Genomic DNA, 22,111 nt, shown 5'->3' on the forward strand with positions numbered 1-22,111 from the left:
AGATTGGAGTTATAGGTGTATTTATGAAAATCAGAAATATTGACATTTTTTCTCCTTACATCATGATTTTTGGTATACTGCTTTACCTGGCCCTGGCAGTTGTAGCTTTCAATTATAATATTAATGGTTTAGAACCATCATCAAGTTTAACTTATTACACGGTATTTTATGGTGTAACTCTGTTTTTGGTGGGTATTTTTTTTGCAATTTATATTCAGAGGTACTTGAAAATAAAAAAATCTTCTTTGAGTTTTATAAAATTTTCTAAAAAGTTAAAACCACATATATCATTCGAAAAAATAATTTTAAGCTTGATTATAATGGGGATATTATTACAAATAGTTAACATTTATCTGGTAGGAGGTATACCCCTTTTTAGTGGTTATCTCAAAGCTAAAGCCATAACTAAAATTTGGTTTGTGTCATATTTGATATTTCTACCGTCCATTAACATATTGTTGGCTAAATTTAATAGGAAATGGTATTATCTCCTTTTTGCTGTTGGTTTACTTTTATTTGCCATTACTGGTTATCGAACTACTACCATGGCCATAATATTCAGTGTTTTTATCACCAGTTATTATGTGTTGAATCTAAAATTTAAATACATACTAATTTTCGCCATGTTAATGTTAATAATAGGTGTATCAGTAGGTTATATTGCAGTAAAAGCAATTGAATGGCAGCAGTGGAACTTAAACCCCTTTGAATTATTTTTCTACCGTGCAGGCTACACACTGAATGTCTTGGATAGGGTTGTGGAAATGGTGGGAGCAACTAAAGGTTCCCTATTCTATTATACACTCACGGGATTTTTTGAATCTATGGATCCTAGGATTATTATTGGAGAAACTGTTTTAAAATATCGAGTATCTACTACATCTACTATATTTGGCCCAGCTTTACTGGATTTTGGCTATCTGGGCTTAGGGGTGCAGATGTTTTTGCTGGGAATTTATTTAAAATTGTTACACACACTTCAAAAAATGAAAAAAGGAATATACACGGCATTTTATGCCATAATATTGGCTCATTCACTTATATGGATAGAAACTGGGCCTACTGATTTGGTAGTGTGGGCTTTCTTTGTAATTGGCCTACTTTTGATACTATTAAATTATACTTTAGATTCAAAATCCGAAGTGAAAACTGAAAATGGTGCTCTTTGATGAAAATTGCAATAGCTGCTGAAATTGCCCCTGCTAAAACTTTTATTCCGATATTAGAAAAATTAGACGCAGAAGTAATTGGTTTAACTCATGGTGATGGGGCAAGCGAATTATTAGAAGAATTTTGTTCTAGTATATACAGTATTGGGCAGGGCCGGGGAAAGGAAGCACAAAAACGATCAAATTTTAAAATTGCTTGGTTGGTTTTAAAGGATATTTTTAAAGCAGTTGGTTCATTACGAGGTCATGATATTGATCTTTTACTTACCTGTGGAAATGCAGGTGATGTGAGAAAAGGAATTGCTGCCGCCAAAATACTGGGAATTCCCAACCTGCATATTGAACAGGATATCTATAATCCTATAGAAATGATAGCATATTCTAATCTGGTAACAGTTCCATCAAAACAATATAAAAATCTGGTGGAAGAGAGATATGGCCTAGTGAATGTACGAGTAATTGGTGGATATCCCCAAGCTTCATATATAAAAAAAACTGCATTGCACAATGTTGAACAGATTAAAAATATGTATAATGCGGATGATTTCCTGTTGATGGTGCTGGGAGGAGATGTTAAAAGTGAAGATTTGCCTGAAATTATTAAAACACTTGAAAATCTCCATGAAAATATTTTAATAGCCCCATATCGTTTTGATAAAGATCATGTACTAAATCTAGTCAAATCACCCCAATTGAAAGTTTTAGATGGTTTTGTGGATCTTTTACCTATTATGAATGCCTCCTCTGGCATGATATATGGGGCGGGTATGGGCCTAACTATTGAGGCTGGAGCAATGGAAATTCCTTCTATAAAATTGGCAGGATTTCACAGTCAACATGCCAGTATGGATCTGGCATATAAATTAGGCATACCTGTTGTAGTTGTAGAAGATATTCCAGATGCACTTGAAAACCTTAAAAAACCAAGAGGTCAATGGTTAATTGATAATGGAGAAAAAGCAGTATCAAATGTAGTGGAACTGATTAATAACTTTGATAATGAAAAATCCAGAAGCAGTGGTTTTTCAAGTATGAGAAAAATATGGAAAGAAAGATCAAAATTTAGATAGCTCAATTAAATGAACTTTAATAAATTTTATTTTATTTTAATTTTCATTTTAAATAGATAAATTAATTTAATTATTTAAAACTGATTTTCAACTATTTAATTGATTAAAAATCCCTGAAAAAGTTTAAAATAAGCAAATTTTACTCTTTAATAATATATTACTAATTTGTTTAATTTAAAGAATTTGTTAAAATACCAGTATAAAAACTTAGCCATAAAAAATAAAATCAAAAAATACTTATTAGATTATTAGAATAGGATTTTTGGTGATATAATGGTAGTTAAAATAGGAGTTATTAAATGTGGTAATATTGGTACCTCTCCTGTAATTGATTTATTACTCGATGAGAGGGCTGACAGACCGAATATAGACACCTGTGTAATCGGTTCTGGAGCTAAGATGAACCCAGAAGAAATTGAAAAAGCTGTACCTTTAATGCTGGAAATGGAAAGGGACTTTGTAATATTCATTAGCCCAAACCCTGGTGCTCCAGGCCCTGCTAAAGCAAGAGAATTATTATCTGCAGCAGATGTACCTGCAATCATCATTGGTGATGCTCCAGGACTAAGAGCTAAAGACGAAATGGATGAACAAGGCTTAGGCTACATAATAGTTAAAGCAGACCCAATGATTGGAGCTAGAAGAGAACTTCTGGACCCAACTGAAATGGCCTCATTTAACTCTGACGTAATAAAAGTATTAGCATTAACCGGAGCTTACCGAGTTGTACAAAACACCATCGACGCTGCAGTAGCTAATGTTGAAGCAGGAAGTGGTGTAGAACTTCCAAAAGTTGTTATATCTAGAGATGTTGCTATAGAAGCTGCAAACTTTGCTAACCCATATGCTAAAGCCAAAGCAATGGCTGCATACGAAATTGCAACCACCGTAGCAAATATAGATGTTGAAGGATGTTTCATGGTACAAGACGCTGCAAAATACATACCAATCGTTGCATCAGCACACGAAATGTTAGGTACAGCAGCAAAACTTGCTATGGAAGCTCGTGAAATAGAAAAAGCTAACGACACAGTTACCAGAACCCCACACGGTGGAGATGGTAGCACAGTTTCAAAAGTAGCTTTAATGGACAAACCACAATAATTTGGTTTTAAAGTAGTCCCCGGGACTGCTTCTTTTTTTCTTTTTTCTAAATTAATTTTTAGATGTTTAGCTTTTTTAATCAAATATTAAAATTATTATATTTATTTAACAATTTCATAATTCTGTTTTTACGATACTACATATTTTAGTAAAATGTTTATTTTAGAAAAGCATAATTGAATCATGAATTTAAAGGATATTTTACATGATGCAGGGAGATACACATGTAGTGATTGGACTAAACTACTTCTTTTAGGATTTACTTTATTATTGTTAGATTTATCAAATGAAAGTGCTAGTTATGGACTTAAAAGTCACATATTTGATTATATATTCTTGGTATCGGGTTCAATCCTTGCTCTTGTTGAGGGAGGCTACGCATTTCGTATTGTAGAAGAAACAATTAAAGGATCTACGGAACCTCCCCATTTTAATAGATTTTATGAATTACTAGTACACGGACTTAAACACTGGATAATGATAGTTACCTACGCCATATTCCCATCAATCATTATTATAATTGGAGTGTTGTTTGCGGTGGTTGATAGTGACATAGGGGCCCTAATAGTTATTTTAGGATTTATTTTAACTTTTCCATTCACAATACAATGGATGGGCGCACTTTTGAACATGGCCCATAATCATGGAAGTTTAAAATCAGCATATCATTTTAGAACAATTTATAAAAGAATTAGATTAATTGGGCTTAAAAGATTAACTGTTGCTTATGTTGGGATATTTCTAGTTGCAAGTATAATAACTGTTACTTTGAGAGACAGTATGAGCTCGACCATACCTATTTTTGGAATTTTCATATTTCAACTGATATTAGCTCCGTTCATATTAATTTATACAACTCGGATATTGGGATTGGTTGATAAGCCCTTAAATTAGAATATAATTGATTAAGATTAATATTAGAAAACATATTTTCTCAAAACTAAGAATGTGTTTTCTTAAATATCTAAATAATTTCTTTTTGTGATAAAATAGAAATTTATTTATTCAAAAAGTGAACTGAAATCTTCCACCATATTTCTCCATACGCCGCTCTTCAATTCATTTTTACCGAGTTTTACTTTACCAATAAATTCCATTCCTTTTTCTTCAAGAGCAGTTTTTATCTGATCAGTTGCCATTTCATTCCCATTTCCGCCCATGGTTACAAGTACTGCACACTTTTTACCTTCTGTATTATGGACTTGAGTTAAATATTCCAGTGTTCCAGAAGGCGCACGGCCGGCCCAAATAGGACAACACACAAGGAGACAGTCATAATTGTCCATATCAGTTTCACAAGGCTCAATAGGAACTTTTTTTTCAAGATATGCGTGTACTGCTTTAATAACATACCACCTATCTTTCACAGGTTCTATTCTGGTAAAATTTGCATTAATCTTTTTTTGTAATTCTTTCGCCACAGTTAGTGTGGTCCCAGTAAAGGAGTAACACGCTATTAGAGTCTTCATTTATCTTTCCCTCCCACTTTAGCTATTTGCTTTACTTTTTCTAATTTGATATATGCACTTTTTTGCACTAGATTAGATTATACCTTTAGTACTTAAAATTGAATCGTGTTCCACACGACACGCATCTTTCATGGCCTTTGAAAAAGCTTTAAACAGAGCTTCTATTTGGTGGTGATCATTTTCTCCAGTTACATGGGCGTTAATGTTTATTTTAGCGGTGTTAGCAAAGGAATCAAAGAAGTGGGCCACGTTTTCTGTACTTAAATCTCCAACTTTGGATTTTTTAAACTTTATATCAAGGACAGAATAACTTCTTCCACTGATATCGATGGCTACAGTGGCTAGTGCATCGTCCATAGGGACTATGGCGTGTGACATTCTTTTTATCCCTTTTTTATCTCCAATAGCCTGGTTAAATACTTCACCCATCAGGATTCCCACGTCTTCTACAGTATGGTGATCGTCAACTCCAGTGTCTCCAAAGGCTTTCACTTTAAGATCGAAAAATCCATGTCGGGCAAAAGAATCCAGCATGTGGTCGAAAAATTGAATTCCTGTATTTAAATCAGAATTTCCTTCACCATCAATATTGAGAGTAATTTCAATGTCTGTTTCAGAGGTTGTCCTCTTCATTTTGCTTTTTCTTTTCATCTTTATCATCTCTTATTACGGTTATAGCTCCTTCAGGACATTTAGATGCACATATCATACATAAATGGCAGTATTCTAAGTTAGAAACATTTGCTGTTCGATTTTTTTTATTTACTGTCCATATTTTTGGTCCTTTGGGACATTCTTGAATACAAGTACCACAGCCAGTGCATTTTTCTTGGTCTATAACGATTTTCATTCAAATACCAATTATAACTTATAACTTATAACTTTGAACTTATAATTTGATAGTCACAAATTTTTATAGTTTAATAACAGGTACAGACGCTGCTTTAAATCCAATAAAAACTTTTTTATCCAAATTTAGCTGCAGTTCTTCTCTTGAATGTTCAGTGATATATGCAAATAGATTGATCTTTTCAGCAAGCATTATATTTAGTCTTACCATTTGATTTTTAATTTCCATTCCAATAATTTTCCCTTCGAACATATTTCTAACGCTAGATTCTTGGGGTTTTAGCATGATAAATATGTCTTCAGGGCTTAATAACAATAATACTTTATCTCCTAAATTTAAATTTTCCATAAATGGTAACATCACATTAAGGCCATTTAAACTTATATTCATAACCCTATTCTTTTTATCTATATCTGAAACTTTGCCTTCTAATTCATTAAATTGAGAATGTTTTTTTAATATGATGTTAAGCTTTGCATATTCTTTAACCACTAATTTTCCCATATTTGTAAGTTCACTACTTCCCCCTCCACCTTTTCCTCCTCTTTTGGTAATAACTATTGGTTTTTCAAGATTTTTTTCAATTAATTCTATATGTTTCAAGGCACTTCTATAGGGAATTCCACTAGTTTTTGCTGCTTTAATAATTGAGCCATAATGATCTATGCATTTTAAAAATTCGTACTTTTTATGATCCAAAACAATAGATTTGCCCTCTATTTCCAGTTTATATTCTGGACTTTCTTTTAAGATAGTCATGATAAGACTACTCCCCTCTCAATTATAATGGTACATTTATTATTATAGACCAAACCTTTCTATAAATCTAATCAATTTTTCCAATATTCCTGTCAATGGACCTAATTTTTTAGAAACTTTTCTAAGCATTCTCAAATCTCTGGCTTCAAATCCTTTTAAAAATGTGAGAGATAGTAAATAAACTATTGGAGCTATAATAATTGCCGCAACAAATCCTTCATAATTTTTAGGAAGCAATATTAATGGTAAACTCATTATAATTGTTGATACTAAAATTTTAGCAAAATCAAGATAAGGAGGAGTTACTTGAGTTTTTTGGAATGTTTGCCATAATATACCAACCATAATGACAAATGCCGCAATAGTGGTTGCCAGTGCTGCCCCAACAATTCCATACAAAGGAACCAATAAAAGGTTAAGTCCAAGGTTAATGGCTGTACCAATGAGGAGAATCATCATCGGTAATCTTGGATATCCTATTCCTTGAGATATACTTGCCGAAACCATGAATAATGTGTAGAAAGTCATACCAATAACCAGTATACTCAGTGCTTCTGCGCCCGGGACAAATTCAGAACCAAATAGTATTCCCATTAGGGGTGTTGCGAATATGGCTATACCTATACATAAAGGCAAAACCAGGAGTATAACGTAACGATATGATTGGACAATGTAATTTTTTAATAGGCCCTTATCTTTAAGGGCGGCTGCTTCTGAAGCTGCCGGAAGTACTGCTGTTGCAACCGATAATGAAATAACCAGGGGTAATCTGGCGATAGGATCGGCAGCAGTATAGTACCCCACGTATTTGGTGGCCATGTAAGATCCAATAACAAATGTACTTATATCATATATGGCCATTTCAGAAAGAGCAGTTATAATAACTGGAATAGAAAATGCTAAAAGAGTTTTAATAAGTTTCAACTCATCCCAGAATCCCAACTTTTTTTCAGGCTCAGGTTCTGGTAAGTATTTCCAGAGAAACTTCCTAAATATGAGAAATGCTGCTGCTGCTGACGCAATAAATCCTATAGCAGTTCCCATAACAGCTCCTGCAGCATAAAAGCCTATAGAAACCAAAACAACAGCCATAGTTATCATGAAAACTTGTTCCACAGCACGGGTAGCTACAATATATTCCATTTTATAGAATCCCTGAAAAGCTCCTCTAAATGCCCCTACAATCACGCTGAAAGGAGTAATAAGGGCCACGGCTTGTAAAGGGTACGTTGCTAAGGGTTTGTGGAATACGCTGTTGGCAATCCAATCCGCAGAAAAAAACATTACCAGGCTAAAAAAGATTCCTAAAATAACCATAAACTTTAGGGACGTGAAAATCACTTGTCTTACTTGATCATAGTCATCAAGGGCTTTATATTGGGATACATATTTTGCAATAGCTGGAGGCAGTCCTCCGGCAGATAATATCTGGAAGATGCCTTGAAAAGGTATGGTGAGTCCTAAAAGACCATAACCTTCCGGTCCTAGCAATCGGCTCATTAAAAACCTGTAGAAGTAACCGCCTACTCTGAAAAGAATGTAGCTTATCATCATCATGAAGCTACCTCTTACTAATTTTTCACTTCCCATTATATCACCAGAACTCTCTAAGAAATTGTTGAACTAATCAAATAAGAAAATAAGCAAACTTTAAGATTTTTGTTAACTTATGTATAAGATTAATTATTTAAAAGATTTAATATTGATTAATTTTTTAATATCAAAAAGATTAATAGAAAAATAAACCTTAAATAGTTTGTTATTTTCAGATAAATTTAAATTAAATATCTGCCATGCCATAAAATATTATTTTTAAAGACAGTTAATGAGCTGGTTTGTCCTAACTTATTGGCTATTCTTTTATTTCGAATTTTTCTAAAAATTTGACGAACATATTAATAGTCTTTTTAAGACTTTTAAAACCATCTTTATCTGCCTTTACACCATCTAATGTGTCTTTTGACCAGAAATTAGCTCCCAAATTCGCCCCGAAAGATCCACCACTTATAGGAATTATACCATTTAGGATGTAAAATGTGTGTATTTGTTGAAGGGCCAGTTCCTGTCCTCCTGCCCTATCTCCCCCCACGGAAATTCCCATACCAACTTTATATCTCAGGGAATCATAATCAGCAGCACCCAGAGCTCGGCAACGATCCATCACAGCCTTTGTTTGGGCACTTATTCCTCCATTGTACATAGGACTGGCTATCACTATGCCTTCAGCATCTTTTAAAAGATCATAAACCTCATACATATCATCTTTCATTACACACTCTTTTTTTCTCAAACAGTAGTCACAATGTCTGCAGGGACTGATATCTTTCCCTCTGACTCCGAAAAATTGGGTTTCAAATCCTCGCTTTTCAAGTATTTTGAGAGCTTCATTTAAAACATAATCAGTGGCCTGTTTTCTAGGACTTCCGCATATTCCAACAATCACGCTTATTTCTCCTTTATATTTTTAAATGATATTTATTAAGTCTTATTAATTAAATTTGGTATTTATAATTATTATAATAAATTCTACCTAGCTGCCTTTTAATCTAATGTTGAATTATTTATTATTGTAGTCACATAATATTGTTTATAGAGTTACATTAAATATTGTTTTAATAATTATAATCTATATCTTGAATTTGCAGGATTTGTGCGTGATTATATGGAAAATAACATTTAGGGGGGCTTGTAATATTCTATACTATAATATGTTGTGGATGGTGCAAGGAAACGAACGAATTAATAATTTCATTTGATAAAAAAATATTAAAGGGGTGAAAACATGTTGTCTTATTCTTTAAGTGATGAAGAGATTGAAAAGTTAGTTAGTGAATCTGAGGAACTCTCTGGTGATGAGACTGTCAAAGCTTTAATGGCATATTATACCAAAGAGTCTCCCCGCTATAAGATTCCAGAGGATCCAATAGCAAATGATGTGGTTTACCACATGATCCGGAATGAACTGAAACTGGATGGTAACCCTTCACTGAATTTGGCCAGTTTTGTCACCACTGAAATGGACGAATATGCTAAGGATTTATTTATGGAAAATGCTGGAAAGAACTTTGTGGACCAGGATGAATACCCTTACTCTAATTTAATACAGGAAAGAATTATAAGCATACTGGCCCGACTTTACAATGCACCAGAAGATACAAAACCTGTTGGAACTAGTGTTATCGGTTCATCAGAGGCCATACTCCTTGGTTTGTTGGCTCACAAATGGAATTGGAAGAAAAAAAGAGAAGCGGAGGGTAAATCAACTGATAAACCCAATATAATCTTTGGTGAAGATGTGCACGTGGTGTGGAAGAAGTTTGCCAGATATTTCGATGTGGAACCTCGTATCATACCTATGGAGCATGATAATTATGTTATGAGTGTGGATCTTATCAGGGAAAGTATCGATGAAAACACTATATGTGTGGGCACCGTGCTGGGCACAACTTTCACTGGAGAGATGGATCCCATTTTTGAGATTAATGAAATGTTAGAAGAAATCAACAAAGAAAAAGGATGGAACATCCCTATTCATGTGGATGCTGCCAGTGGTGGATTTGTAGTTCCCTTCATATATCCGGAGATGGAATGGGATTTCAGACTCCCACATGTCAGGAGTATTAATGTTTCTGGCCATAAGTATGGGTTGGTGTATCCGGGGGTTGGATTCCTGGTTTTTCGTGATGAATCCGACCTGCCGGATGACCTTATATTTGAGGTGAACTATCTGGGAGGGCTGATGCCTACCTATAACCTGAATTTTTCCAAGGGAGCCAGTACCATTATAGCCCAGTACTTCAATCTCCTGGCCTTGGGAAAAAATGGATTCACTGCAATCATGGCTCTACTGTTTAACAATGCAGAGCATTTGGCAAAGAAGATGGATTCTTGTGGAAAATTTAAAGTAATAAATAATGAAACCCGAATCTTACCACTGGTAGCATTCGAACTGGATAATAAAGCAGATTTTGATGTCTTTGACTTCTCTGAGAGAATAAGGCAGAAAGGATGGATCATCCCTGCTTATACCCTACCAAAAAATGTTGATGACAAGGCCATCATGCGCATTGTAATCCGGCTCACAATGAGCCGGGAACAGGTAAACATCCTATTCAATGATTTGGTAGATGCATATGAAAGTCTACAAAGAGATATAGATGATGTTCTGCGCGAAGTCAAGCATTTAGAGAATCAGAAGTTCTCCAAAGAACACCCTGATACCATATGCTGATTTATTTATTTTTTTCAGCCAAATCTTATTTAAAAAGAGCAGGAAAAGAAAAAGAAATTATAAAAGAATTTTTTAGATTTTAAAACATAATTAAAAGAAAATAAGAAGAATTAAAAAAATTTAATTCTTTAAATAGACTCGTCTTCATCAAGGGCAAGTCGCATTGTATCTGGATCTTGCGGCATATGTTCTAAAAAGTCTTCTGCAGCTCTTCTAACATCTCTGGATCCTATTATGTATCTTCCAACTACAATGATATCTGCTCCACTGTCCAGGGCTTCTTCTACTTTTTGAGGTGTTATTCCGCCGGCAACAGCTACCTGTTTTCCTTCACCTAGAATGTCTTTGATCTGGTTGATGTTACCCCATTCAGTTATTTCTGCTTGTTCTTCTCCTCTCTCGGCTTTAAGGGTTTCCAGATCAACATTTCTATGTAACAGTACTATATCTGGTTTGAATCTTAATTTACCAAGTTTTTCCACAAAATTATCCACATTCATCATGTCTAATATAGCGTATATCCCCTGTTTGGATGCCTCGTGAACTGCTTTTTCTATGGATTCAATGGTTCCAAGCCCAGATATTGCAACTGCATCTGCTGTTTCATCCGCCGCCATTTTAACTTCTATTCTTCCAACGTCCAGTGTTTTAAGGTCGGCTATGATAAATGCATCTTTTCGGAGTTCTCTGATTTTACTTACAATGCTCACACCAAATTTCTTAACCAGAGGTGTACCTGCCTCTAGGAGTATTCTTTCCCTGTCTGGTAGGCTGTTTATTATTCTTTCCATTTCTTCCATGTTATCCAGGTCAAGTGCTACTTGTAGGTAAGGTGGATTCCATAGTCTGACTACTCTGAATCCCATGATTGGATGGGTTCCACGATCTTTTTCCCCTAACACTTTATCGATTGAAGGGTAGTTTTCCAGGGCTCTTTTCAGGGCTAATTTGGTTGCTCCATAATTATATTGATATATTTTACGGAAATCTTCTGCCTCCGGATGGATAAATACACTGGCAATAATTACCAGATCTTCTACTTTGTCTTTGGGTATTATTCCTTCTGAGACTGCGTCGGCAACAGCTCTACCTACTGCAGTTTGTGCTGGGCCAAAAATTTTATCTGCATCTTTTAAATCTCTAACTGTTACTTTTGGAACAATCAAAGTTGATGGTTTGGTCATTAAGTTTGGTCTTATAACTGAGAGAAGTGGTGTGTGGCCTATTGAAAGCTGGGTTAAATTGTTTGCAAAAGCAGCACCAGCATGACCATCTTTACTACCTATAATTAGATCAACATGAGCTATTTCGTTACCATTTCCTATGAGGGCTTCCCCTATATTGTACATAACATTTCCTCCTATATAATAATTTGATCTAAACAATATAAATAAATAACATTTCTTTGTTGAAAACTTCTTAATATTAATCAGCTTATTTAAGTTAAATTGATTTTCTAATTCTAATTATAAATATTTTAATATTATAAAATTTTAAAAATCTTCTAAATTAAGATAATTCTTAAAAATTATCTAATAAAGCTGTAAATATCTATTTTAATTATTTAAGTTAAAAAAAGAAATAAAATTTTTTTAATCTTATTTTATGTAGACAGCTATGGTCCACCAGTGTCACCAGTGTCACCGGTTTCAGTATTAGTTCCATCATCAGTTTCGTCAGTATTTCCTCCGGTTCCATCATCAGTATTATCTGTAGTTGTACTCCCATTTCCAGTATTTGTAGTCCGTGTTGTTGTCGAGGTTGTTTGAGGTTGATAAGTGTCAGTAGTTCCTAAGGAATTATTATTAGCATAACTTGTGTTGGTGTTGTTTGCATCATATGATAATTGATCAAATGCCTGTTCTTGACTGGTAGCCAGTGCCATTATGACGTCATAGCCTCCGAGTACAAAAACAACAACCAGCATGCAAGCAATTAAAAGAGATTTTTTATCCAAATTAGATCACCTAAATAAATTTTACATAGTAAATTAAAATTATATACTGTTATTGACATTATTCATATTTATATATATCGAAGTTAGTTAATTGATCAATTAAACATAATTTTTTTATTATACTAGTTTAGTTAAACCAAAATTAGTTTATTATAACTCAAAATTATATAATAATTCTTTAAAATGTTACAATAAATTTAAAATGGATTTAAAACGAATTCAATTTATTAAAAAGAAAAAAACAGGGAATTTATATTTTCCCTTCTAAAAAGTCTTCGTATCCTTTTAAATCCAGCATTCCATGTCCAGAGAAGTTTATAATTATGTTTTTCTCTTCATTATTCTTTTTGCACTCTAAAGCCATATCCATACCTACTTTTATTGCGTGGCATGTTTCTGGAGCAGGTACTACTCCTTCGGCTTTAGCAAAAGTAGCTCCACTGGTGAATATATCGTGTTGGGATACTGAGCGTGATTCAATAATGCCTTCATGAGCAAGCAGTGCTACTAGAGGTGCCATTCCATGGTATCTGAGGCCGCCGGCGTGTACAGATGGAGGGATGAAATCATGCCCTAAAGTATACATTTTTAGAAGCGGTGTTAAACCGGCAGTATCACCATAGTCGTACCGGTATTCTCCTTTAGTTAAGGTTGGACAAGATTTCGGTTCTGCAGCTACAAATCTACAGTCAAGGTTTCCGTCTAGTTTGTCTTTTACGAATGGGAATATAGCTCCACCTAAGTTACTGCCTCCCCCTACACATCCTACCATTATATCTGGAGATTCATCAATTTTTTCCATCTGTTTTTTGGTTTCAAGACCGATTATGGATTGGTGTAAAAGTACATGGTTTAATACACTTCCTAATGAGTAATAAACCCCATCAGCATTTAATGCATCTTCTATGGCTTCTGATATGGCTATTCCAAGTGATCCGGGGTGATTAGGGTCTTCACTTAGTTTTTCCCTTCCAAATTCTGTTTTATCGCTAGGAGATGGTAGCACTTCTCCATCATATAACTCCATAATTGTTTTTCGGTGTGGTTTTTGATCAAAAGATACTCGAACCATGTAAACAGTACAGTCGATATCCAGAAGTGAACATGCCAGTGATAAAGCAGAACCCCATTGTCCTGCTCCAGTTTCAGTAGTTAATCTTTCTGCACCCTCTTTTTTTGCATAATATGCTTGTGCAATTGCGGTATTTAACTTATGGCTTCCAGTAGGAGAAAGATCTTCTCTTTTGTAGAAAATCTTTGCAGGTGTTTCAAGGTGTTCTTCAAGACCTTTTGCTCTAAACAATGGACTTGGTCTTCCTATCATTTTGTAAACATTTCTGACTTTTTTTGGGATTTTTATCCATCTTTCCTGGGACATTTCCTGTTCTAACACTGATTTAGAAAATATTTGGGGCAGATTTGCCAGTTGGTGTCCTTCTTCAGTTTCTGAAGCGGGAGGTAATGGTACTGGTAGATCTGGAATTATGTTATACCATTTTTTAGGGATTTCCTTTGAAGGTAATGTGACTTTGTACATTTAATCACCTATTTTTCAATTTTTTCAAAACTTAAATTTTTTATTAAATATTTTTACTGTACTGCACTATTTAAATCTTTGTCGTACACTTTTGTACATTAATAGAATCAGTTAATCAGATATGATAACTATTGGCAGGAGGATGATTACAGATTTATAATTACAGATTTTCTTCTATTTGCTTTTTTTCATATTTTTGTTTGATTTATATCCTATTTTTGTATTTTAATTCTCTAAACTTTATTTTGAACTTAGTACCTCTACTCAAATCTACTTCAATTTCACCGTCAATTTGCATGGTAAGGCTATTAATAAGCTGTAATCCTAGGGTTTCTGTATCTTCAAATTCAAAATCTTCTGGTAAACCAATTCCATCATCAGCTACTACAAGTCTAAACATTTTATCTTCTTTTCTAAGTTCAACTTTAATTTTTCCTTCTTTACCATTAGGAAATGCATATTTAAGGCTATTAGACACTAATTCGTTAACTATTAGTGATAAAGGCATAGCAGTATCAATATTCAGGCTAACTGAATCGGCTAAAATCTCTGTTTTTATAATCCGACGGTTTACATTGTATGAATGAAATAGATATGAAACCAGTTTATTTATATACATTTCAAAGTTGATATGTGCAAGATCTGTAGATTGATAAAGTTGTTCATGAATAATAGCCATGGATTTAACCCTATTTTGACTCTCTTTAAATACATCTATTGCCTCTTCATCATCAATTTGTTTGGATTGAAGATTTAGTAAACTGGTGACTATTTGCAAGTTATTCTTGACACGGTGATGGATTTCTCTTAGTAAAAGTTCCTTATCTCTCAAAGACAGTTTAATTTTTTCTTCGGCATGCATTCTTTGGATTGCCAATGCATAAAATTCACAAAGCCTTTGCACGGCTGTAAGATCATTTTCCGTAAAATCTTTTAATTTAAACAGCGATATCTGTCCTACCAATTCGTTTCCTAGCATTACAGGTGCTGATAAGAACTTACATTCTTTAATATCATTCAATTCACATATTTCAAGGTTTTCATTCAAGTCATTGATGTAAAAAGCTTGTTTACTGTCCAATGATTTACTCAGTAACCCGGGATATCCTCCCTCGAGATTTTCTATAAATTCCATTTTTAGCTTTTCGACAGGTAAACAATTATCTGAAGAAAAAATAGAATAATTGATCATTTCACCGGTTACACTATCAATTACTGCAGCATATCCAAACAGACTTTCGGTTAACCTTTCTGCTTCATCTAATACCGAATCAGAAATGTCTTCAATAGATGAATTGGGGGATATAAGTGGTTCATAAATCCTTTCAAGTGCTTTTTCAATTTTTAGTTCTCTTTCTAGAGCAATTGTCGACTTTTTCCTTTCAGTGATATCTGAAAGTGATACTAAACTCTTTTTTGTCCCTGGAATTAATGCTACAGTAGTCAATATATCTTTAATTTCACCTTCCCGATCAATGAATTGAAATTCATAATTTCTAGGAGCATAATCTGGATCAATTCTTCTTCTTTCATGATATTTTTGCATTGTATCTAGATAGTTATCCACCACAAATTCGGTCCATTTCTTTTTTCCCTCTATTTCACTCCTTTTGAAACCATAAAGCTTTTCAAATTCCGTGTTAACAAGCGAAACAGTCATATCCTCTTCAACTATTATTGTCGCTGTACCAGTATTTTCAAATATGGTACGGTAATATGCTTCAGATTCTTTCAAAGCTTTTTCCGCTTTTTTACGTTCATTAATATCTCTAGAAGTGACTATTAATTCATTAAATGCACCAGTATTTGGGTCGCGCACTGTTTGGGCAGTTGATTCAATCCAAGTGTAATTCCCCTTTTTTTTCCGAATACGGTAAATTACTGTGATAATATCTTGTTTTTCTATTAAATCGTTAAGAGTACTCTTTACAAGCCCCCAATCATGGCTGTGGATAAATTCAAAGGAGTTATGGTCCACCAGTTCTTCTGGTTCGTAACCTAGTATTTGTTTACAGGCGGGTGATACAAATAAATAATCCCCTTTAAGGTTTTGCCGGGAAATCATATCGGTAGCATGTTCTGCTATGAGACGGTAACGTTTTTCACTGGATTTCAATTTTTCTTCAACCGCTTTTCGTTCAATAGCTGCTGCCAAAACGTTAGCCATAGCTTGTATAAAATTTAACTCTTCTCCATCAAATTCCCTTTTTATCTTTGTATGTACTCCTAAAACTCCAAAGGGATCTTTTTGACTTCCAATAATTACACTTACTCCACTAACAACATCATGATCAAAAAGAAACTTAGGGTTGTTAAAACGTGTTTCTTCAGATAAATCTGCAACAATTACTGGTTCTTTGGATTGAAGTGTGTAAACTGCTTGAGATTCACGCCCCGAAGATATTTTAATATTTCCAACAGTACCATTTTCCCAGCCCTCTCCAGCACGAAGAAGTAAACTTTGGTCGGGCAAAATTTCCAGGATTTTGCAGTAGTCAACTTTAAGGGTATTTACAATTTTTTTTACTATTTGGTTCATTAATTGGTCAAGATCAATTTCTATAAGTGCCATCTGGCTGATATCTGCAATGGTGACCTGTTGAATAGCATGATTTTTCAGGGATTTTTCAGCTATTTTTCGTTCGGTAATATCTCTTACAATGGTGGTTACAAAACGATCATTGGTTGTGTGCCACTCTGAAACAGATACTTCAAATGGAAATCGAGTACCCTCTTTTTTAATACCATAAAATTCAGTTTTATAACCTTTAAATTGACTATCTTTCCTAATATCTTTAAGTCTCTTTTTCAAGATATTTTTATCTTCGGAAAATATTATATCCAAAATATTAATACCATCCAGCTCCTTATTAGCATAACCAAAGGTTTTATTAAAACTCTTATTGGAATAGATTATTTTCCCATCTAACGTTAGCGTGGCTATCCCATCCAATGCAGAATTTGATACTGAACGAAATTTTTCTTCGCTGGTTTTTAAAAGTCTTTCTCGTTCATCTATACGCTCACTTAATAGGCTTACAACGATTCCCACCATTATTAACATGAAAGCTCGAATAAAATCATCAGTTAAAGGTTCTGAAACTTGAGATGACACAAAGTGGCTGAAAATGAGAAATACTGATAAAAATATAGGAACAATCATTCCCTTTTTTTTGAACCACAACGTGGCCAAAATGATTGGTATGTAGAAAAGATGGGTAAAAATAACAGTTTTTCCAAGTACAAAATGATAATAATAAGTCAATATAAGTGATAGGATTGTTAAAAATAACACAAGAATAATTTTATACATACTTGCGTTTGAGCCACTATTTTTCATTGAAAAGCCTTCTTATATAACTAAATATATTAAAAACTTATTATTTAGTTTATTTTTTGTTTATATGACGTTTTACTGGTTATAAATGTATGTATAAATTAATTTTATCTTTTTTAAATCCTATGATTTATTATGTTGATTTTATTTGACTTTCAATTAGTATATACTAATATTAATAATTATTTAATGTTTTTTGTGTGGATGTTAGATGGGATTTTGTACGTTTTTATTCAAAACATTTTTTTTATTAGATTAAACACAATATATGATTATGAAAATTTTAGCAGTGGATATAGGCGTGGGTACTCAGGACATATTACTATATGATTCTAACGAAAATATAGAAAATTCTATTAAACTTGTTCTTCCTTCACCAACTCAGATAGTAGGACGTAAAATTAGGGATTCTAAGGATAATCTTTTAATAACTGGCGAAACTATGGGCGGCGGTCCTATAAACAGAGCTATCAAGGAAAAAATTCAGATGGGCCGTAAGATTGTAATGACAGAAAATGCTGCCAGGACAGTTAGGGATGATCTAAGCAGAGTTGCAGCTTATGGTATTGAAATAATATCTGAAGATCCTAATATAATGAATAATGAGCAATATTCTGATTTTGAAAAAATAGAATTAAAAGATGTAGACCTGGTTGCAATAGAAAAAGCATTGAAAGAGTTTAATGTTAAACTGGAATTCGATTTTTTAGGAGTTGCAGTTCAAGATCATGGTTTCATGGAAGGAATGGGTGATAGAAACTTCAGATTCATGAAAATAAAAGAAAAATTGAATATTCCGCGAAAATCTGAAGAATTTTCCTATTACAATACTGTTCCCGACTATTTTACTCGTATGAATGCAGTTTTAAGATCCCTCAAACAATATAATGTGATGGTAATGGATTCTAAGTTTGCTTCTATTTGTGGGGCAACCTGTGATGATTATGTTAAAAAATTGGGCAAATTCGTGGCTATGGATGTTGGAAATGGGCATACCCTTGCTGCAGCCTTTGATGGGGAAAAAATTGTAGGGTTGTTTGAACATCATACCTCTTCTTTAAATAAGGACAAAATTGAGTTATATGTGAAAAAACTTGTTAATGGATCTTTGACTCATGAAGAAATTCATGAAGACGGTGGACATGGAGCTTGGGTGCTGGAAACAATAGAAAACTTTGAATGTATAGTAGCCACTGGGCCTCAGCGAAGATTATTGAATCAAACAAAATATAATGTTTATCATGCGGCTCCTGCAGGCGATGTAATGATGACTGGCCCATTAGGGTTAATAAAGACTATAAAAACATTAGTGGAGTAATTAAATTATATTTCAACTTGTTATAATGGTGATTTTATGATTATTGACCCTCATATTCACAGTATTTATTCTGGTGACGCCACGGAAACACCTCAAGAAATAGTTAAAAAAGCAATGGATATTGGACTGGATGCCATAGCCATAGCAGACCATAATACACTGAAAGGATCTATGGTGGCTTTAAATGAATTTAAAAATTTAGAAGAATTTGTAATAATTCCAGCAATGGAGATAAGTTCCAGTAAAGGTCATATAGTGGCCCTGGGCATAAATGAAGAGATAAAGAAAGGATTATCTCCAGAAGAAACCATCCATCTTATTAGGGAATCTGGAGGAATAGCGATAATACCTCATCCTTTTGTAAAATATAGGGATGGATTGTGTGAATATGTTAATAATCTGGATATTGATGCCATTGAAACCTTAAATTCCCGTTATATATTTGGTTATTCTAACTGGAGGGCCAAAAAACTGGCAGAAGATAGAAATATTCCTGAGATTGGTTCTAGCGATGCACATTTTTTAGGAGGTATTGGTAGTTGCGTGACTGACGTTGAAGCAGATTTTACAGTCGAGAGTATTTTAAAGGGAATTTTAGATGGAAAGACTTCAGTTTTTGGTAGTAGAACTCCTTTACCCCTGATTCTAAAAGAAGTTATAAACAAGAAAATTAAAAAGTTATAATTTCTTTTTTCCAATCTTCTAATTTATACATTTAATTTGGTTAAACATTAAAATTTTCCATATGACTTCTTTTCCTTACTTAAGATTGATTATTAAATTATTCTGATTTTTTGCACTTTATCCCATAAGCTTAAATCATTAAAATCTATAGTAACCTTCATGATTTTAGATTTTATCAGAGAGTATATAATTTATCTAGAACCGGGATACAACTTATTAAATACTATTATCTTTGGTATAATATTGGGATTAGTCATAATATTAATAATTAAAATGTTTAAGTATATTAAAAAGGATCCTAAAGATCTTTTGATTCCTTTAATCCCTTTTATATTCTTCGGTTCCAGTACACGGGCTTTAGTGGATAATGGAATATATCCTCTCACTTATTTGCTGGTAACTCCTGGTATATACATTTTAACCGGAGTTTTAGCCATATTGACTCTTTTAGGATCAGTCTATATTGAAAAAAAGACAAATTTTGATTATAAATATTTAATATTAGGGGTTGGATTGGTTATATGTATTCCAAATATTTTAAGAATACCTTCAATTGATTTAAATGCATTTTTATTAGTTTTAGGATTATGGGCGCTATTTTCTTCTATTTTTATAATATTACGGAAAAAATGGGATATCCTGAACAGTAAAATTAATTTAAGCGTGATATCAGCCCATCTTTTTGACGCTAGTTCCACTTTCGTGGCAGTGGACCTTTATGGTTATAGTGAACAGCATGTACTACCCAATGCACTTACCAATTTAACTGGAACGGCCTTTGTTATGTACCCATTAAAAATTGCTGTAATATTAGCAGCATTATATGTTATAGACTTATATGTTGAAGATCGAACGATTAAAAACATGTTGAAGCTGGCTATATTTATTTTAGGACTAGCACCTGGGCTTAGAAATTTTTTAAGCCTGTGTATTGCAGTTTAATTTTTCCCAATATTTTTAAGCATTCATTTTATAATATTTATTATAAAAAAATTTAAGATGAGCCTCTTGTATTTAAGAGGATACCTTAATAAGATATTTGCCAAACCAAAAAGAGGTTTTTTTATGTACATAGATAAAGTAAAAAAAGCCATGAATCCACCAAATTCAGTTAAAATATTTGATACAACACTAAGAGATGGTGAACAAACGCCAGGGGTTGCGTTAACTGTAGACGAAAAGATAAGGATTACTAATAAATTGGATAGCTTAGGGATTAATGTTATAGAAGTAGGTTTTCCTGCAGCTTCTGAAGGAGAGCGTGAATCAACACGTAAAATATTAGGACTGGGAATTGATGCTCAGATTTGTGGTTTGGCAAGGGTATTAATTCCAGATTTAGATGCGGCAATTGATTGTGACGTTGATTATATTCACACATTCATAGGAACATCTCCACTGCACAGGAGATACAAGCTTAAAATGAGTAAAGAAGAAATTCTCTCAAAATCTGTTGATGCAGTAGATTACATAAAAGATCATGGGATTACAGCAGAATTTTCTGCAGAAGATGCCACCAGAACTGAATTTCAATATCTAAAAGAAATATATAGGGCTGTGGAAGATGCTGGAGTCGATGTTATTAATGTACCAGATACAGTGGGAGTAATGATACCTTCCTCTATGAAATGGTTAATAAATGAACTTAAAAAAGACTTAAAGATTCCAATAAGTGTGCACTGCCATGACGACTTTGGACTGGCGGTAGCTAACTCATTAATGGCAGTTGAAGCTGGTGCCCAGCAAGTACATGCCACCATAAATGGCTTAGGTGAAAGGGCTGGAAATGCTTCCTTAGAAGAGGTGGTTATGGCTTTAACTGTGGAATATGGAATTGAAACCAGTATAAATACTAAATTATTGGTCAATACTTCAGAATTTGTTTCCAGAATCACAGGGGTTAAAATGCCACCAAACAAGGCCATTGTGGGCGAAAATGCTTTTGCTCACGAGGCAGGGATACATGTGCATGGTGTACTGGAAAAAGCCGAAACATATGAACCTATTACTCCTGAAATGGTAGGCCATACTCGTAGAATTGTTTTAGGTAAACATACTGGTGCCAAGGCTCTTAAATCTAAACTTGATGACTATGGTATTGATATGGATGAAAATCAATTTTGCAAAGTCTTTGATCAAGTAAAGAATCTGGGTGATAAGGGTAAAATGGTCACTGATGCTGATTTAAAGGCTATTGCTGAAAGTATTTTAGGCAAAGCTAAAGATGAAATTGTGAGACTGGAAGGTTTTGCTGTGATGACTGGTGAAAATGTGATGCCCACGGCCACTGTAAAGCTTAAAATCAACAACGAACTTAAAACTGCTTCTAAAACAGGGGTTGGACCGGTAGATGCGGCTATTAATGCGATTCAAAGTGTTGTTAGTGATACTGCAGATATAGAACTTTTAGAGTATAATATAGAAGCTATAACTGGTGGTACTAATGCTTTGGCAGAGGTTTTTGTGGTTATGGGTGATAAAAATGGCAATAAGGCCACTGGAAGATCCACCCGTGAAGATATAGTAATGTCCAGTGTAGAAGCTGTTTTGGATGCTATCAATAAAATATTAATTTTGAGATGATTTTTTATTTATTATCCATTTTAATATCAAATCTTTACTATTT

General features: G+C 33.7%; 19 protein-coding genes. 9 read left to right on the forward strand and 10 right to left on the reverse strand.

Annotated features, from left to right (window positions below):
* Window positions 1-23: 23 nt before the first annotated feature.
* From CIT01_05630 to CIT01_05645, 4 genes are all read left to right on the forward strand, one after another.
* A complete protein-coding gene (locus tag CIT01_05630; protein ID AXV37713.1) occupies window positions 24-1,169 on the forward strand; it encodes an oligosaccharide repeat unit polymerase in 1,146 nt (381 codons plus the stop codon).
* Window positions 1,169-2,239, forward strand: coding sequence for a hypothetical protein (locus tag CIT01_05635; protein ID AXV37714.1), 1,071 nt, complete (start codon window positions 1,169-1,171; stop codon window positions 2,237-2,239). The genes CIT01_05630 and CIT01_05635 overlap by 1 nt, the downstream gene beginning before the upstream one ends.
* Window positions 2,240-2,512: 273 nt before the next feature.
* Window positions 2,513-3,343, forward strand: coding sequence for a methylenetetrahydromethanopterin dehydrogenase (locus CIT01_05640; GenBank protein ID AXV37715.1), 831 nt, complete (start codon window positions 2,513-2,515; stop codon window positions 3,341-3,343).
* 183 nt (window positions 3,344-3,526) lie between these two features.
* Window positions 3,527-4,237, forward strand: coding sequence for a hypothetical protein (locus CIT01_05645; GenBank protein ID AXV37716.1), 711 nt, complete (start codon window positions 3,527-3,529; stop codon window positions 4,235-4,237).
* A 107-nt stretch (window positions 4,238-4,344) separates the two neighbouring features.
* Here CIT01_05645 and CIT01_05650 read toward each other — a convergent pair whose 3' ends face one another.
* From CIT01_05650 to CIT01_05675, 6 genes are all read right to left on the reverse strand, one after another.
* On the reverse strand, window positions 4,345-4,812 hold the full coding sequence (locus CIT01_05650) for a flavodoxin (GenBank protein ID AXV37717.1): 468 nt from the start codon (window positions 4,810-4,812) through the stop codon (window positions 4,345-4,347).
* 72 nt (window positions 4,813-4,884) lie between these two features.
* Window positions 4,885-5,463, reverse strand: a complete 579-nt coding sequence (locus CIT01_05655; protein ID AXV37718.1) for an imidazoleglycerol-phosphate dehydratase — start codon at window positions 5,461-5,463, stop codon at window positions 4,885-4,887.
* Window positions 5,426-5,662 (reverse strand): ferredoxin, encoded by a 237-nt coding sequence (locus tag CIT01_05660; GenBank protein ID AXV37719.1) that lies wholly within the window; start codon window positions 5,660-5,662, stop codon window positions 5,426-5,428. The genes CIT01_05655 and CIT01_05660 overlap by 38 nt, the downstream gene beginning before the upstream one ends.
* A gap of 63 nt (window positions 5,663-5,725) precedes the next feature.
* Window positions 5,726-6,421 carry a transcriptional regulator gene (locus CIT01_05665; GenBank protein ID AXV37720.1) on the reverse strand — a complete coding sequence of 232 codons (696 nt, stop codon included), beginning with the start codon at window positions 6,419-6,421 and terminating at the stop codon, window positions 5,726-5,728.
* Between the two features lie 42 nt (window positions 6,422-6,463).
* Window positions 6,464-8,011, reverse strand: a complete 1,548-nt coding sequence (locus CIT01_05670) for a transporter (protein ID AXV37721.1) — start codon at window positions 8,009-8,011, stop codon at window positions 6,464-6,466.
* A gap of 262 nt (window positions 8,012-8,273) precedes the next feature.
* Window positions 8,274-8,864 (reverse strand): Fe-S cluster protein, encoded by a 591-nt coding sequence (locus tag CIT01_05675; protein AXV37722.1) that lies wholly within the window; start codon window positions 8,862-8,864, stop codon window positions 8,274-8,276.
* A gap of 339 nt (window positions 8,865-9,203) precedes the next feature.
* Between CIT01_05675 and CIT01_05680 the strand changes: the two genes are divergently transcribed.
* Window positions 9,204-10,652 (forward strand): glutamate decarboxylase, encoded by a 1,449-nt coding sequence (locus CIT01_05680; protein AXV37723.1) that lies wholly within the window; start codon window positions 9,204-9,206, stop codon window positions 10,650-10,652.
* A gap of 128 nt (window positions 10,653-10,780) precedes the next feature.
* On the opposite strand, the gene fae is transcribed toward CIT01_05680, so the two are convergent.
* The 4 genes from fae to CIT01_05700 all read right to left on the reverse strand — a co-directional run bounded on the left by fae (window position 10,781) and on the right by CIT01_05700 (window position 17,486).
* Window positions 10,781-12,001, reverse strand: coding sequence for a formaldehyde-activating enzyme (fae, locus tag CIT01_05685; protein ID AXV37724.1), 1,221 nt, complete (start codon window positions 11,999-12,001; stop codon window positions 10,781-10,783).
* A gap of 266 nt (window positions 12,002-12,267) precedes the next feature.
* On the reverse strand, window positions 12,268-12,609 hold the full coding sequence (locus CIT01_05690) for a hypothetical protein (GenBank protein AXV37725.1): 342 nt from the start codon (window positions 12,607-12,609) through the stop codon (window positions 12,268-12,270).
* A gap of 250 nt (window positions 12,610-12,859) precedes the next feature.
* Window positions 12,860-14,146: a TrpB-like pyridoxal phosphate-dependent enzyme gene (locus tag CIT01_05695; GenBank protein AXV37726.1), complete on the reverse strand. Its 1,287-nt coding sequence runs from the start codon at window positions 14,144-14,146 to the stop codon at window positions 12,860-12,862.
* Between the two features lie 205 nt (window positions 14,147-14,351).
* Window positions 14,352-17,486, reverse strand: coding sequence for a hypothetical protein (locus CIT01_05700; protein ID AXV37727.1), 3,135 nt, complete (start codon window positions 17,484-17,486; stop codon window positions 14,352-14,354).
* 271 nt (window positions 17,487-17,757) lie between these two features.
* On the opposite strand from CIT01_05700, the gene CIT01_05705 reads away from it, so the two are divergent.
* The 4 genes from CIT01_05705 to CIT01_05720 all read left to right on the forward strand — a co-directional run bounded on the left by CIT01_05705 (window position 17,758) and on the right by CIT01_05720 (window position 22,068).
* Complete coding sequence (locus CIT01_05705; protein AXV38737.1) at window positions 17,758-18,801, forward strand: hypothetical protein; 1,044 nt, start codon at window positions 17,758-17,760, stop codon at window positions 18,799-18,801.
* Between the two features lie 36 nt (window positions 18,802-18,837).
* Entirely contained in the window at window positions 18,838-19,485 is a 648-nt protein-coding gene (locus tag CIT01_05710) for a metal-dependent phosphoesterase (protein AXV37728.1), read from the forward strand.
* 147 nt (window positions 19,486-19,632) lie between these two features.
* Complete coding sequence (locus CIT01_05715; protein AXV37729.1) at window positions 19,633-20,427, forward strand: hypothetical protein; 795 nt, start codon at window positions 19,633-19,635, stop codon at window positions 20,425-20,427.
* 123 nt (window positions 20,428-20,550) lie between these two features.
* Entirely contained in the window at window positions 20,551-22,068 is a 1,518-nt protein-coding gene (locus tag CIT01_05720) for a 2-isopropylmalate synthase (protein AXV37730.1), read from the forward strand.
* Window positions 22,069-22,111 lie beyond the last annotated feature (43 nt).

The sequence above is a fragment of the Methanobacterium sp. BRmetb2 genome (assembly GCA_003491285.1).
In the GTDB taxonomy this organism is placed as follows: Archaea; Methanobacteriota; Methanobacteria; order Methanobacteriales; family Methanobacteriaceae; genus UBA117.